This window comes from Streptomyces sp. NPDC020898 (genome assembly GCF_044333925.1).
Taxonomy (GTDB): domain Bacteria; phylum Actinomycetota; class Actinomycetes; order Streptomycetales; family Streptomycetaceae; genus Streptomyces.
Map to the genome: position 1 here is coordinate 208,089 of NZ_JBIRRV010000014.1, position 14,045 is coordinate 222,133.

13 protein-coding genes are annotated in these 14,045 nt (G+C 70.7%); 5 read left to right on the plus strand and 8 right to left on the minus strand.

The genetic code is table 11. The features are described 5' to 3' along the window. The first annotated feature begins 15 nt into the window (after window positions 1-15). Both ACH4TV_RS35380 and rpmF read left to right on the plus strand, forming a co-directional pair. A complete protein-coding gene (locus ACH4TV_RS35380) occupies window positions 16-972 on the plus strand; it encodes an LLM class F420-dependent oxidoreductase (RefSeq protein ID WP_398405353.1) in 957 nt (318 codons plus the stop codon). A gap of 94 nt (window positions 973-1,066) precedes the next feature. Next, on the plus strand, window positions 1,067-1,231 hold the full coding sequence (rpmF, locus tag ACH4TV_RS35385) for a 50S ribosomal protein L32 (RefSeq protein WP_398405354.1): 165 nt from the start codon (window positions 1,067-1,069) through the stop codon (window positions 1,229-1,231). 24 nt (window positions 1,232-1,255) lie between these two features. On the opposite strand, the gene ACH4TV_RS35390 is transcribed toward rpmF, so the two are convergent. Both ACH4TV_RS35390 and ACH4TV_RS35395 read right to left on the minus strand, forming a co-directional pair. Further along, window positions 1,256-1,975, minus strand: coding sequence for a TIGR03943 family putative permease subunit (locus ACH4TV_RS35390; protein ID WP_398405355.1), 720 nt, complete (start codon window positions 1,973-1,975; stop codon window positions 1,256-1,258). After that, window positions 1,972-3,003: a permease gene (locus ACH4TV_RS35395; protein WP_398405356.1), complete on the minus strand. Its 1,032-nt coding sequence runs from the start codon at window positions 3,001-3,003 to the stop codon at window positions 1,972-1,974. The genes ACH4TV_RS35390 and ACH4TV_RS35395 overlap by 4 nt, the downstream gene beginning before the upstream one ends. A 119-nt stretch (window positions 3,004-3,122) precedes the next feature. On the opposite strand from ACH4TV_RS35395, the gene ACH4TV_RS35400 reads away from it, so the two are divergent. The 3 genes from ACH4TV_RS35400 (at window position 3,123) to ACH4TV_RS35410 (ending at window position 5,485) form a co-directional block, all read left to right on the plus strand. After that, complete coding sequence (locus tag ACH4TV_RS35400) at window positions 3,123-3,524, plus strand: molybdopterin-binding protein (RefSeq protein ID WP_398405357.1); 402 nt, start codon at window positions 3,123-3,125, stop codon at window positions 3,522-3,524. Between the two features lie 156 nt (window positions 3,525-3,680). Then, complete coding sequence (locus tag ACH4TV_RS35405; RefSeq protein ID WP_398405358.1) at window positions 3,681-4,799, plus strand: serine hydrolase domain-containing protein; 1,119 nt, start codon at window positions 3,681-3,683, stop codon at window positions 4,797-4,799. A gap of 17 nt (window positions 4,800-4,816) precedes the next feature. Then, entirely contained in the window at window positions 4,817-5,485 is a 669-nt protein-coding gene (locus tag ACH4TV_RS35410; protein ID WP_398405359.1) for a nucleoside/nucleotide kinase family protein, read from the plus strand. A 78-nt stretch (window positions 5,486-5,563) separates the two neighbouring features. Here the strand turns inward: ACH4TV_RS35410 and ACH4TV_RS35415 are convergent, their stop codons facing one another. From ACH4TV_RS35415 to ACH4TV_RS35440, 6 genes are all read right to left on the minus strand, one after another. Then, complete coding sequence (locus tag ACH4TV_RS35415) at window positions 5,564-7,408, minus strand: hypothetical protein (RefSeq protein WP_398405360.1); 1,845 nt, start codon at window positions 7,406-7,408, stop codon at window positions 5,564-5,566. Window positions 7,409-7,496: 88 nt separating this feature from the next. After that, complete coding sequence (locus tag ACH4TV_RS35420) at window positions 7,497-9,215, minus strand: hypothetical protein (RefSeq protein ID WP_398405361.1); 1,719 nt, start codon at window positions 9,213-9,215, stop codon at window positions 7,497-7,499. 2 nt (window positions 9,216-9,217) lie between these two features. Further along, complete coding sequence (locus ACH4TV_RS35425; protein ID WP_398405362.1) at window positions 9,218-10,120, minus strand: carbohydrate ABC transporter permease; 903 nt, start codon at window positions 10,118-10,120, stop codon at window positions 9,218-9,220. Beyond that, window positions 10,117-11,028, minus strand: coding sequence for a carbohydrate ABC transporter permease (locus tag ACH4TV_RS35430; protein ID WP_398405363.1), 912 nt, complete (start codon window positions 11,026-11,028; stop codon window positions 10,117-10,119). Before ACH4TV_RS35430 ends, ACH4TV_RS35425 begins: the two co-directional genes overlap by 4 nt. 120 nt (window positions 11,029-11,148) lie before the next feature. Further along, on the minus strand, window positions 11,149-12,477 hold the full coding sequence (locus ACH4TV_RS35435) for an ABC transporter substrate-binding protein (protein ID WP_398405364.1): 1,329 nt from the start codon (window positions 12,475-12,477) through the stop codon (window positions 11,149-11,151). Between the two features lie 276 nt (window positions 12,478-12,753). Then, a complete protein-coding gene (locus ACH4TV_RS35440) occupies window positions 12,754-13,884 on the minus strand; it encodes an ROK family transcriptional regulator (RefSeq protein WP_398405365.1) in 1,131 nt (376 codons plus the stop codon). Window positions 13,885-14,045: the final 161 nt, after the last annotated feature.

A 14,045-nucleotide genomic window follows, 5' to 3' on the forward strand; every position in this document is an offset into this window, starting at 1 on the left:
CCTACGGTGAATTCCATGGACATCAGCGTGGTCGCCGCAGCGCGTGAGGACGACAGTCCGGTCGATGAGCCGGTACGGGTCGGCGTGGTCGCCGACAGGCTCGGGTACCGCGAGGTGTGGGCCGGTGAGGGGCCGACGTGGGACGCGTTCGTCCTCGCCACGGCCATCGGGCTCGCGACCCGGCACGTCGCCCTCACGGCCGGTCCCGTGCCCGTCTCCGTACGCGATCCGCTGACGATCGCGAGGGGCGCGGCCTCCGTCGCCGCTGTCGTGGGGCGCCCCGTCGGAGTCGCGCTGGGGACCTCCAGCAAGCGGGTCGTCGAAGGCGTGCACGGGGTCTCCCGCACCCGGCCCGCGGCGGCGCTCGCGCACAGCGCGGAGGCGCTGGGCGGTCTCCTGCACGGGAAGCCGGGCGACGCGATCGTGCCCGGGAGCGTCTTCCGGCGGCGGCACCGGCCGCCCGGTGGTCCGCTCACCGTGGCGGCGTTCGGCGACCGGGCGATCGCGACCGCCGCCGCGCACGCCGACCGGATGCTTCTCGATGTGGTCTCCCCGGAGCAGGTGCGGGAGTTGCGCGGCAGGCTGGACGCGGCGGCGAGGCGAGTGGGGCGGGCCTCGCCGCCCCGGATCGCCGCCTGGCTGCCTGTCGCCGTCGACCCCGAGCCGGAGTCCCTCGACCAGGTCCTGCGGAGTCTCGTCGGATACCTGACCGTGCCGGGCTACAGCGACGTGTTCGCCGAGGCCGGCTTCGGGGCGGCGGTCGAACTGGCGCGTTCCGGCGCCCCCGTGGACACGCTGCTCACCGCATTGCCGCCCGAGGCCGCGGGCACGGTCGCCCTGGTGGGTGACATCGACGCCGTACGCACCCGGATCGACGCCTACGCCGCGGCCGGGCTGGACGAGATCGCCGCGGTACCGGCCACCGCCGGCGACCCGGGCGGCGAACGGACCCTGACGGCCCTGGCGGGCTGACGGCCGCCGGTAGCCGGAGCCCCTGCACTCAATTGTTAATGGGATCCATTTTCATGTAGCGTCCTGTCTCGCTTGCCAACCGAGGAGGATTCCCATGGCCGTTCCGAAGCGGAAGATGTCCCGCAGCAACACCCGTCACCGCCGCGCCCAGTGGAAGGCGACGACGACCCAGCTGGTGCAGGTCACCGTCGACGGCGTCGCGCACATGGTGCCGCAGCGGCTGGTCAAGGCGTACGAGCGTGGGCTGATCCAGCCCTGACCGGGCGCCTGACCGCCCCGGCCCTCAGTTGTTCCAGCTCTCGTCGTACGGGTCGCGCGGGGCCGGGACCGGCTTGAACCCGGTGATGTCGAAGAACGGGATGATGCCCTCGTTCACCGGGTCCCTGGTCCGCTTGTCGGTGTAGGTGCCGGTGAGTTCGAGCCAGGTGTCCGGTTGCAGCACCGGGGGGATCCGTCCGGTCAGACCGACCTTGACCGGCTGGGCGTCGGCGGCACAGCAGTTGAGGGCCATCCGGACGAGGTACGGGGTGCCCTTGCCGTCGAGGGCGACGAACCCGGTGATCGCGATCCGCCGGTCACCGAGGGAGCGTCCGCCGTCGTAGGCCGCGCGGCCCGCGTAGTCGACCAGGCTGAGGCGTACGGGGTCGCCGGCCGGCAGGGGCGCGTAGGCCAGCGGCTCCTGAAGGGACGTACCCGTGCGCAGGGCGCTGTAGGAGCCCAGGGCGGGCGGGGCGACCAGGATCAGCGCGAAGAGGGGCAGGACCAGCAGCCAGGCGACGCGCGGTTCACGGTGGGCGTGAACCTCCTTGCCGGAGCCGGTCTTCGCACGCTTCCGCTCGTACCAGACCGTCGCCAGCGCGGCCACGATCAGGACCACGCCGGCGCCGATGACCAGCGGTTGGAGCCCTGCCTTGACGTAGCGCAGGTAGAGGTCGGTGGAACCGGCGTGCACCATCGCGCCGCCGACCAGGAACAGGACGACCGCCTGTGCCTGCCGGTTCACAGGAGCACCGCCCCGACGAGGACCGACGACGCCACGGCCAGGACGAAGGTGGCGGGGGCGAAGCGGAGGGCGAAGCCGCGGCCGAAGGTCGCCGTCTGCATCGCGAACAGTTTCAGGTCGATCATCGGGCCGACCACGAGGAACGCCAGCCGGGCCGTGAGCGAGAACTGGGTCAGCGACGCGGCGACGAACGCGTCCGCCTCCGAGCAGATCGACAGCAGCACCGCGAGGACCGCGAGCGCGAGGACCGACACCACGGGGTTGTCCGCCGCGAGGCTCAGCCAGCGTTCCGGCACCACGGACTTCAGTGTGGCCGCGGCCATCGCGCCGACGACGAGGAAGCCGCCCGCGTGCATCACGTCGTGCCGTACGGAACTCCAGAACGCGGCGCCCTTGCCCAGGCCCTCGTCCGACGGGTGGGCCGGGGGTCGCATCCAGTCGGTACGGCCGAGCCGCTGCCAGAGCCAGCCCATCGCGCACGCCACGAGCAGGCTCGCCACGAACCGGGCGACGACCATCTCCGGCCTGCCGGGGAACGCGACGGCGGTCGCGGTCAGCACGATCGGGTTGATCGCCGGGGCGGAGAGCAGGAACGCCAGCGCCGCCGCCGGGGCGACACCCCGCCGCACCAGCGCACCGGCCACCGGCACCGACGCGCACTCGCAGCCCGGCAGTACCGCGCCGGCCATCCCGGCGACCGGCACCGCGAGGGCGGGACGGCTGGGCAGGGCGCGGGCGAAGAACGACGGCGGCACGAACACCGCGAGCACCGCCGACAGCAGCACGCCCAGGACGAGGAAGGGCAGCGCCTGCACGACGACGGCGACGAACACCGTCATCCAGCTCTGCATCACCGGCGCGGACACCGCCCGGCGGATCGGCCCCTGGGACGCGATCACCAGGATCAGCAGCATGGTCAGGACGAGCGGCGAGTTGAACTGCCAGCCCTGCTCGCCCTTCGCCTCGTCCCGCGGAACCTCCGTGTCGCGGTGGCCGGCCCCGGGCGAGGCCGATTTGGTGATGCTCACGGGCGAGGTACCTCCGGGCGTGGCCGTGCTGCGTACGTGCGTTCCTTACCACTTCAGTACGCCGGGACGGGCACTGTTGCTCATTTTGCGGGATCGGGGAACGGGCTAAGTTGGCGCGTATGCAGTCCTACACCATTGGTCAGGCCGCCCGTCTGCTGGGCGTGAGCCCCGACACCGCCCGGCGGTGGGCGGATGCCGGCCGTGTGAAGACCCACCGTGACGACGCCGGACGGCGGCTGATCGACGGACGGGATCTGGCCGCCTTCTCGATCGAGTTGGCGGACACCGGCACCGGTTCCACCGAGGAGGAGCCGTCGTACACCTCGGCCCGCAACGCATTTCCCGGCATCGTCACGGCGGTGAAACTGGGCGATGTCGCCGCTCAGGTCGAGATCCAGGCGGGGCCGCACCGGCTGGTGTCCCTCCTGACGCGGGAGGCCGTGGAGGAACTGGGCCTCGAAGTGGGTGTGGAGGCCACGGCCCGCGTGAAGTCGACGAGCGTGCACATCGACCGGACCTGACAGCCCGCCGGGATCCGGGTGTGTGGACCGGATGCGAACGGGCAGGCGCCCGGGTGAGCCGGTGGTATCCGCCCTCATCGAGCCCACGCCAAGGATGCCACCGGCCCGAAAATTAATCGGTGGCCACGTCTGCCGGGTCCTGGCTACGGTCGCGGCATGGTGGAGATCTCCGGCACGTGCACCGACCAGTTCGCCGCTGTCCGAACGGCGTTGACGGCATCCCTCGACGACCAGGACGTGGGCGCCTCGGTGGCGGTGTACGTCGACGGCGAACCGGTGGCCGACCTGTGGGGCGGCCACATCGACGAGGCCCGTACGGTGCCGTGGGAGCGCGACACACTCACCAACACCTGGTCCACGACCAAGACGATGACGGCCCTGTGCGCCCTGGTCCTCGCCGACCGGGGCGAACTCGACCCGGACGCGCCGGTCGCCCGCTACTGGCCCGAGTTCGCCGCGAACGGCAAGGACGACGTACGGGTACGCCATCTGCTGGGCCACACGGCGGGCCTGCCCACCTGGGACGAGCCGATGACGGTCGAGGACCTCTACGACCGGCCGGCCGCCACCGCCCTGCTCGCCGCGCAGGCCCCGGCCTGGAAGCCCGGTGCCGAGGGTGGCTATCACGCGGTCACCTACGGCCATCTGGTCGGCGAGGTGGTCCGCCGGATCACCGGCCGCTCCCTGGGCGTGTTCTTCGCCGAGGAGATCGCCGGGCCGCTGGGCGCCGACTTCCACATCGGACTGCCCGCCGAGCACGATCACCGGGTCGCGCCGGTGATCGCCCCGCCCGAGCGGGTGCCCGATCCGGATGCCGCTCTGCCGCGCGACGGCGTGGGCAACCCGCACATCCCGGCCGCCACCGCCAACACGGAGGCCTGGCGGCGAGCCGAGATCCCCGCCGCGAACGGGCACGGCAACGCCCGCTCGGTCGCCGCCGTCCAGTCGGTCCTGGCCTGCGGCGGCACCGTACGAGGCGTACGGCTGCTGTCGGAGGCGGGCTGCGAACGCGCCCTGGAGGAACAGTTCCTGGGGACGGACCGGGTCCTGGGCGTGCCCATGCGCTGGGGCCTGGGGTACGGCCTGAACGGCGGCCAGCTCCCCAACCCGCGCACGTGTTTCTGGGGCGGCTGGGGCGGTTCGATGGTCCTGGTCGACCTGGACGCGCGCATGTCCGTGGCGTACGTCATGAACCGCATGCTCGACCAGGGAGCCCTCGGTGACGATCGGGCGTTCATGATCCTGGCGGCGGCCTACGAGGGGCTGTCCGGGTAGGTGAGAGACTCGGCCGCGTGGAACAACCCCTCTCCTCCCCCACGTTCGACGAGCTCCTCGGCCGGGCGCGAGCGCTGGTCGGGGACAGCCGTCGGCGTGCCGTGCTCGGTATCGCCGGGAGTCCCGGCGCGGGCAAGACGACGCTGGCCGGGCGGCTCGTCCAGGCGCTGAACGGCGACGGCGCGCCCTGGGTCGCGCACGTGCCGATGGACGGGTTCCATCTGGCCGACGTCGAGTTGGAGCGGCTGGGCCGGCGGGACCGCAAGGGCGCTCCGGACACGTTCGACGCTGCGGGGTACGCGGCGCTGCTGCGGCGGTTGAGAGAGGACAGCGACGGAGACATCGTGTACGCGCCGGGGTTCGAGCGGGTCCTGGAGCAGCCGGTCGCGGGCGCGATTCCGGTGTTTCCGTCCGCGCGGCTCATCGTCACGGAGGGCAACTACCTGCTCCTGGCGGAGGGTTCGTGGACGCGGGTGCGGGCCCAGCTCGACGAGGTGTGGTTCTGCGAGCTGGACGAGGACGAGCGCGTCCGCCGGCTGGTCGCCCGGCACGAGGAGTTCGGCAAGGACCACGACACGGCCCTCGCGTGGGTGCTGGGCACCGACCAGCGCAACGCAGAACTGGCAGCGGCAACCCGTGACCGAGCAGACCTGGTCGTACAGACAGGCGGAACTGCACCCTCCTAGGGGCGCGGGGCTGTGTCTGATCTGCGGCTCCGCCGCGTGGGCGCGACAAGCCCCCACCGGCCCGCAGCCACATACTCATCAGCAGCCCGACACTGTCAGCTCCGGCTCACCGCGGACGTCGCCCGCGACCTCACCGATGACGGCCGTGAACGCCTCCGTGCGCACCCTCAGGCCTTCCGGCGTCGCCTCGAAGGCCGGAGCGAACCCGGCGCCGCTGTCACCGTCGCCGTACCGTACGGCGAAGACACTGAGCCCCGCCGGTGCGCCCGGGGCCGGGTCGGCCTCCAATGCCGTGGAACTCACCAGGTGGCGCCAGCCCTCGTCGGGGTTGCCGTAGCCGCGCGGGTCGGCCGCGAGGGCGAAGGCCGCCTGTTGCTGGGTCGCCTCGCTGCGGGCATCGAAGTGGTCGACGCCCTCCGTCGCCGGGTGCGTCAGACGCAGGGGGCCCGCGGAGGTCACTCCGCCGGCTTCCGCGGTCCGGCGGACCCGGTCGCCGTCGTCCGTGGCGTACGGCAGGCCGGCGAGCAGGTACGGGGTGCCGTCGAGGTGTTCGACGGCGACCGTGACCCACAGGGTCGTGCCGTCCGTGACGTACAGGGACCGGAGGTGGCGCAGGACGTGGTCGCGGCCGACGACGGGCTTGGTGACCAGCTTCGCCGTGAGAGCGGGGGTGCGCAGGTCGCGTACGCGGACCTCGCCCATCGGGCGGCAGAGCAGGAAGCCGTCGGTCACCGGGCCGAAGCCGTGCTGGCGGTTGACGGCGGCGGGGAGGTAGTACGTGCCGGCCGCCTCGACCAGTGACGGGGTCATCTTGTCGTCGAAGGCCACCGAGACCGTACCGGCGCGGAGTTGGTGGCGCAGCGGTTCGGTGGACGGGGTGCGGTGCCAGGGGGTGGTGTCCTGGATCTGCCAGACCAGCATCCACGCGAAGTGGCCGTCGATGCCGCCGTCCGGCTTGACCGCGTGGCGGGCCCAGCGGCTGTCGCCCCGGTAGCGGCCGAGGTCGGCGCCGATGCGGTGGCCGAAGTAGCGCAGGCCGAGGACCGATTCGAAGGCGGAGTGCTGTTCGCTGTAGCGGGGCCCGCCGTTGTCGTAGCCGCCGTTCGTCAGGCGGGCGTCGATGTAGCGGGCCAGCGCCTCGCCGTCCTGGGCGAACATCTCCTCGCCGCTGACCCGGTGGGCCTGGGCGAGGAAGGAGAGGGAGATCGGGCCGTAGTTGTTGTCGTAGGCGCCGCCGTGCTCGGGCGGCAGGGCCGCGCCCCGGTCTCGTACCCGGTGGGCGCGGATCTTGTCGGCGTACAACGAGATCGCGCGCGACCGCACCGACTCGCCCTCCCCCGGCGGGAGATGGGGCGCCAGCATCAGGCCACCGACGACGCAGCCGATGGCCTGGTTGCCGGCTTCCTGCGGGTTGAAGAAGGTCGCCTCGGTGAGCCAGCGCCAGTAGCCGTGCGCCAACTCGACCAGTTCCATGCGCTGTTCGTCGGCGACGAGTCCCTCGGCCGCGTCCAGAATGTTGACTGCTTGGAGCAGCGCCCACACCGTGCTCGGCCAGTCGCCGATGGGGTGGGCGCCGGACTCCAGTACGTAACGGGCGTACGGGAGACCGGAGTTGCGAACCGTCAGGTTCGGGTAGCCGGGGTTGTCCTCGGTGTAGACGCGCTCCCGGAGGTGGAAGGCGAGACTGCGGGCCACCGCCTCGGGCAGGAGCGGGTCCTTGCCGCGCTGCCAGGCGAGGGCCAGCAGCGAGGTGATCCCGAGAGACGTGTCGCCGATGTCGTCGGTGGCGGCGGGGTGTTCGAGGTTGCCGTCACGGGTGAGGCGAGTGAGCGCCTCACCCGTGACGGCGGTCAGGAGGGCGTCGTACGCCTCGGGGCTGTCGGGCAGATCGTGCAGAGGTCCGCGCTGGTGCGTGAGGTGCACGGGAGGGGACGTGTGGTGCACGGGGAGCTGCCCTTCATGCCTGGGGTGGCCATGGTGTGGTTCGTCGGAGTCGTCGAAGGCATCGGAGTCACACGGCGGGTGCGGGTCTGCGGGCGCGCAGCGCGACGGTCAGAGTGTTCGGGCCGTGTCCACCGATGTAGACGCGGTTGCCGGTCGTCGCATCGGTGCCGCCCACCACGGAGTAGCCCTGACCCGGGGCGTACCGCAGTACGTCGCTCCGGTCCGGCCCGGCGAGCGGTTCGCCTGCCTCGATGCCGGCCTCGACCCGGATCTCGTCGTCACCGACCCGGTAGGTCATCGGTTCGGTCGTCAGGCACCAGCGTCCGTCGCCGATCGGTACGGCGCCCGCTGGCACGCCGCCCGGCCGGAAGGTCAGTTCGAGGGCCCAGGGCACCCGTGGTCCGCTGATGTCGATCCGCAGGTCGGCGCCGTCCTCGCGCAGGTCCACGTCGATGCGGGTCGTGTGGGAGACCTCGTCCCGAGGCCGGTCCGGGAAGGCCATGGCGGCCGAGAAGCGTCCGTCGTCCACCAGCCGGTAGACGCCGTCGTCCCGCCTCTCGTCCTTCGGGAGTGGCTGATAGTAGGCGGCCGTGAGGGTTTCGGTGAGCCGGTACCGGTTGTCGGCGGGCTGTTCCATGTAGGCCGCGCGGAACGGACCCAGGTCGAAGAAGCCCCGTGAGAGACGGACCGCGTCGAGGACGGCGTCGCCGGCGAACAGGCGCAGGAAGGTGGGGTTGCAGGCGAGGCCCGAGCGGATGCGCCGGTGCTCGGGCACGTCGGAGCCGCCGTACACCACCGTGTGGGCGGTGGCCGAGGCGCGTACGGCGAGGCCTGCGGTGGTGAGGTACCGGTCGCGCGGAAGGGGCTCCTCGGCCGGGGCCGGCAGGGCGCGGCACAGATCCGGGGTGAGGAGGGTCTCGGCGAGCAGGTCGGGGTCGTCGATCCCGCCGGCGGCCGCCAGCCGCGCCACCCGGGCGAAGTCGCCCCGGCCGGTGCGGATCGCGAGCAGCCGGTAGTGCGGCAGGTAGGGCGCCAGCGGGAACGGGCAGTGCTGGTCCTGCCGTCGCGAGTGGACGGTCTCCACCGTGCCGTCCGGCCTGATCAGGTCCAGGGTGGTGGCGAGATTGCGTTCGACGGCGTACAGCAGGTCGGCGCGGCCGAGCACTTCGGCCAGCAGGAGCAGCGACGGGTTGGACACGTGGGCGGCGTAGTTGGCGCTGCGTTCCGAGTACAGGCCCTCCGCGTCGATGTCGACGCCCTCGGCGAGCCACTCGTCGACGCGGTCGAGCAGCCGGTCGTCCGGGAACGACCGGTGCAGCCGGGCCAGCGCCGCGCACAGCTCCCAGCGGTGGTTCGGGGTGTGCACCCCACCGGTCAGGAGACTGCCGGTGGCGGCGCCGGCGATCTCGGCGAGCGCGGCCGTGACGCCGCGCAGTTCCGGTCCCGCGCCGGCGGCGAGGACGTGCGCGTCGCACACGTCGTTCACGGTGAAGGCGGAGTCCGGCGGTGACTGCACGTTGTCGCCGCCGGCGAAGAGGCCGGTGGTGGTCTGCGTGGCTCGCAGGGCACGGAGGTGGGTCATCGCGGCGGCGACGGCCTGCCCGCTGCCGTGCAGTGCCGAGTCCGGGGAACGGTATGCCGCGACCAGGGTCTTCACCCGCCGCGCCAGACCACGGTGCGGCACACCGGCGGGTTCCCCGTCGGGGCGGGCCGCGAGCGGGGCGGCCTGCCGGTCGGCGGCGCGGGCCGCCGCGCGGACGAACTCGTGGTCGAGCGGGGTGGGCAAGGTCAGTCCTTCAGTCCGGCGTTGATGTCGGCGTTCATGACGTACTTCTGGAACACCAGGAAGACGACGATCAGCGGGACCATGGAGATGACCGATCCGCCGAGCAGCACCGACCAGTTGATGTTCTGCGCGCCGACGAGGCTCTGGATGCCGATCTGCACGGTGAACTTCTCGGGGTCGTTGAGCATCAGCAGCGGCCAGATGTAGTCGTTCCACCGCCACTGGAACGACAGGATGGCGAGCGTCAGCGCGATGGGCCGGGAGAGCGGCACCATGATCCGCAGGAAGATCGACAGCTCCTTGGCGCCGTCGATGCGGGCGGCCTCGATGAGCTCGTCGGGGACCGTCAGGAAGAACTGGCGGAACATGAAGCACCCGGTCGCGGTGAGCAGAGCCGGGAGGATGATGCCGGTGAGCGAGTTGTAGAAGCCGAGGTCGCGGACCACCAGGAACAGCGGGGCGAGCATGACCTCGGCCGGCAGCATCGTGGTGGCCAGGATGCAGAGGAAGAAGGCCTTGAGCCATTTGTTGTCGTACTTGGCCAGCGCGTACCCGGTGCAGCAGCTGACTCCCACCGTGAGGATCGTCGCGATCACACACACGAGGGTCGTGTTGATGAAGTACTGGGCGAAGTTGGCGCTTGCCCACGCCGCCTTGTAACCCGACACGGTGGGGTTCTCCGGGAACACCGTCAGCGGAAGGGAGAACAGGTCTCCCGCCGGCTTGAAGGAGCTGAGGACGAACCACAGCACCGGAATCCCGTAGAGGCCCGCCAGGACCCACAGCAGAGTCGTCGGGGCGATCGCGCGCCGAAGCCCGCCAGTTGCCGAGCCGCGGTTCCTCTTCTTGGAGACGGCCCGTACGGAGTCGGCGTCGACCTTGCGCGGCATGTCTGTGGTTGTCATCGGTTCTCCACCCGCCGGTTGACCATCATCTGGATGACCGCGACGCCCATCAGGATGAGCATGAGCACGAACGACGCGGCGCTCGCGTAGCCGATCTGGCCTGCTTTGAACCCCGTCTGGTAGATGTACTGGACAAGCAGGTTGTTCGACGTTCCGGGTCCGCCGCTGTTGAGGGAGGCGAACACCGCGTATTCCTTCATCGCGTGGATCGTGTTGAGCAGGATGACGATGAAGGAGGTGGGCGCGATGCTCGGCAGTGTGATGCTGATGAACTGGCGCCACGGACCGGCGCCGTCGAGCGAGGCCGCTTCGTAGTACGACGTCGGTACGTTCTTGATCGCCGCGATGAACAGCAGCATGGAGAAGCCCGTCCAGGCCCAGGACGCCGCCACCACGACCACGATCAGTGACAGGTCCGCGTTCGACTGCCACGGAACGGCGCTTCCGCCGACCTTCTCGATGAGGTAGTTGACCAGTCCGAAGTTCTCACCGAACAGCCATCGCCACAGGACACCCACGATGATGGGCGACAGAAGCCACGGGATGAAGAAGGAGAGGCGGGCGACCGACGCGCCCTTGGCGTGCTTGCTCACCAGCACGTTGGCGATGAGCAGCGACAGCACGAAGTTCAGCGGGACGAAGAGCACGGTGTACAGCAGCGTGCGGGTCATCGCGTCGTAGAAGGCCGAGTCCCCGAGCAGCTTCTGGTAGTTGTCCAGTCCGACGAACTGGAACGACCCGATGCCCGTGTAGTTCGTGAAGGAGTAAACGAGCCCGATCACCGCCGGCCAGACGAAGAACAGCGCGAAGAGCACGACATTGGCCGCGATCAGGACGAGCGGCGCGAGGGTGTACTTACTGCGGCTCCTGGGCGGGCTCACGGACACGTCCGAGGCTCGTTTTGTCATCTTCCTGACACTCCGTGCTGGTGGATGGGATTGCGGTGGGCTCACGCCATGAGCCCGGCATCACGCGGACGTCCAGGTCCGGGCGGCGGTGGCTCGTACCGCCGCCCGGACCTGGGGCGCCTACGACGCGCCGCCGACCTGCTGGTTGTAGCCGGCCACGATGTTCTCCAGGGCCTTGTCGGCCGACTGCTCACCGTTGATCGCCTTGCCGATCTCCGCCTTGGTCGGGTCGTCGGTGAGGCTCTTGCCCTTCAGCGCCCAGTTCGTCTGCGCGACGTTGAAGTAGCCGGAGATGGGAGCGTAGAGCGGGATCGACTCGTTGTAGAGCTTGAACGCCGCCTGCGCCGCCTCGGACTTGAAGGGGTACGTCGGGTTCAGACCGCTCTCGACCGGCAGGAACCCGGACGCCTCGCACAGCGCCTTGTAGTGCTCGGGCTCGTACAGCCAGGAGATGAACTTGTTCGCGGCGGTGGCCGCGTCGCTGTTGTTGTTGAAGCCCACGACCATGCCGCCGCTGTTGACGTCGCTGGCCTGCACCGGCTCGGCCGGTGTCGGGACGCTCGCCCACTCGAACTTCGTGACGCTCTCCGCGAAGGAGGCGACCTGCCACACACCGGACCAGTAGGCGACGACGTCACCGCTCTGGAACATGGCCGACGGGTCGGCGCCGCTGGTCCACACCGACTTCGGCATGGTCTTGTCGTCGTTCCATCCGACGAAGGTGTTCACGGCCTTCCTCGTCGCCTCGTCCGCCGAGAACTTGCCGGAGGAGTCCGCGTGCATGTACTGCCCGCCCATCTCGTACACCATGGCGCGGAGTCTGGACGGCGACTGGTCGAACGTCAGGGAGTACTTGGCCTTGGTCTTCTCCCGGACCTCGTCCGCCGCCTTGATGAAGTCGGTCCAGGTCCAGGTGTCCTGGGGCGAGGTCGGGACGGCGACGCCGGCCTTCGCGAACAGCGTCTTGTTGATGAACATGCCGGACGCGGTGACGTCCGAGGGGATGGACAGCACCTTCCCGGACGAGTCCTTGGCGACGAAGTTGGCGTTGATCTTGTTGGTCTTGTTGTTGGCGATGGAGCTGAGGTCGAGCAGCTTGTTCGACCAGATCGGGTCAATCTTCGGCACCGCCGCCACGTCGGGCAGGGAACTCGCCTGCGCGGCGTTGCGCAGCTTCGCGTCGTAGCCGTCGTAGGGGATGTTGACGAGCTTGACGTCGACGCCGGTCTCCTTCTTGTACTCCGCCACCGACTTCTTCCAGCCCGCGTCCTGCCCCGGAACCGTGGAGATCCAGAACGTCAGCGACTTGGAGGTGCCGCCCGAGTCGGATCCCCCTCCGCAGGCGGTGAGCAGCAGGGCAGCTGACGTGGCAACGGCAGCGAGGGGAGCCAGGCGGCGCATGCCGCCGAGGCCGGGTCGGCGAGAGCGCCGCACACCTACAGTGGTCATCTTCGATCCCTTTTTCGTCGTAGGGGACGGAGCACGGCGCCGACCGAAGCGGCACGGGTGCAGTTTGCAGGAAAAGTTGCTTTCTGGGGGTACGGCCTCGCCCGGCCGCATCGTCCACGCGGGGCGGGATCCCCGGCCGTTCTGGCCGTCACCGCACGGGCACGCCCTCGTGCGGTTGCCGTACGTCGAGTACGGGCGGGAGGCTCACCCCAAGTCGGCGTCCCGGCCGACTTAGAAAGCGCTTGTCCGGACATTGGCAGACCGAGTCCGAAACCGTCAATCCTTCATTCGCGCTGCCTGGGTCACGGTTTGGACTCCTCTGGCGACCGCGAGCCGCGCCGCGCCCACCACGGTGCCGAGATCACCGACCTGGCTGCTGACCACCTCGGTGGGCCAGCTCAGCCGCTCCAGCTCGGCCCGCACACCGGGCAGGAGCTGCGGAAACGCACCGGTGCTGCCGCCCAGGACGAGCAGCCCGGGATCCAGTACGGCGGTCACCGCGGCCGCCAGCCGGCCCACGTCCACCGCGTGCCGGTCGACGATCGCGCGGGCTGTGCCACCGCCCTGTCCGGCCAGCGAAAACAGCCGTTCGACGGTACGGGGGCACGAGCCGTCGGATTGCGGCCAGGCCTCGGCGGCCCGGCGCAGCAGGGAGCGGGCGCCGATGTACTCCTCCAGGGCCTCATGGCGGGGCTCCAGGTCGTCGTCCCAGGGGTAGGGCAGCCGGGCGAGCTCTCCGGCCGCCCCGTTGGCCCCGGCCAGCACATGGCCCCCCACGACGATGCCGAGACCGATACCGACACCGATCCGCAGATAGCCGAAGGTGTGCCGGCCGCGCGCCGCGCCCTCGTGCAGTTCGGCGAGCGCGGCGCAGTTGACGTTGTTCTCGAGGTGGACGGGCACCCCGGGCGGCAGCGCCACGGCCATCGCGTCGAAGACCGGTCCCGCCTTGGCCGTCGCCGGACGCACGGTGCCCTCCTCGGCGCGCGCCGTGACGTCACCGACGGCCACGACGATGGTGCGCAGCGGAGCGTCGGCGGGGAGCGCGCACAGCGCTTCGCGCACCACGTCGGCGGCCTCCTCGCGAGGGCCGGTGGCCTCGGCGAACAGGGTGCCGTCCAGGGCGCAGCCGCGCACCCGGGTCAGGGCGGGGCCGAGGTCGACGGCGAGTACGGAGCCGGCGGCGGGACCGAGACCGTATACGGCGGCGGAACGGCCCGTACCGCCGGAGGCGATGCCCGAGTGGGCGGCGAGCCTGGCGTTCTCCAGCTCCGCCACGGCGGAGGAGACGGTCGGCTTCGAGAGGCCCGCCAGGCTCGCGAGCTGCGGCCGGGTGGCCGTGCCCGCGCCGGCCAGCACGGCGAAGACCGCGCTCGCGCTCTCGGTCAGGCGTGGGGCCTTCGCCACATCGTGTTCCACAGTCTCCCCAAGGTCGAGGGCCGCGCTCCCCCGGTGACTCGCTGTCGTGGGATGCGGCGATAGGACGCCCTGGTATCGCTGTTTCCCGCTGCGTTCCGGCCCGGTCGGGCCACCGCCGCGGTCGAGTACGCGATACCTCTTGACACGCA

Bases quoted from the DNA above. Each gene is read 5' to 3' on its own strand.
- ACH4TV_RS35380 (WP_398405353.1), top strand. From the start codon at position 16: ATGGACATCAGCGTGGTCGCCGCAGCGCGTGAGGACGACAGTCCGGTC.
- rpmF (WP_398405354.1), top strand. From the start codon at position 1,067: ATGGCCGTTCCGAAGCGGAAGATGTCCCGCAGCAACACCCGTCACCGC.
- ACH4TV_RS35400 (WP_398405357.1), top strand. From the start codon at position 3,123: ATGCAGTCCTACACCATTGGTCAGGCCGCCCGTCTGCTGGGCGTGAGC.
- ACH4TV_RS35405 (WP_398405358.1), top strand. From the start codon at position 3,681: ATGGTGGAGATCTCCGGCACGTGCACCGACCAGTTCGCCGCTGTCCGA.
- ACH4TV_RS35425 (WP_398405362.1), bottom strand. From the start codon at position 10,120: ATGACAACCACAGACATGCCGCGCAAGGTCGACGCCGACTCCGTACGG.
- ACH4TV_RS35430 (WP_398405363.1), bottom strand. From the start codon at position 11,028: ATGACAAAACGAGCCTCGGACGTGTCCGTGAGCCCGCCCAGGAGCCGC.
- ACH4TV_RS35435 (WP_398405364.1), bottom strand. From the start codon at position 12,477: ATGACCACTGTAGGTGTGCGGCGCTCTCGCCGACCCGGCCTCGGCGGC.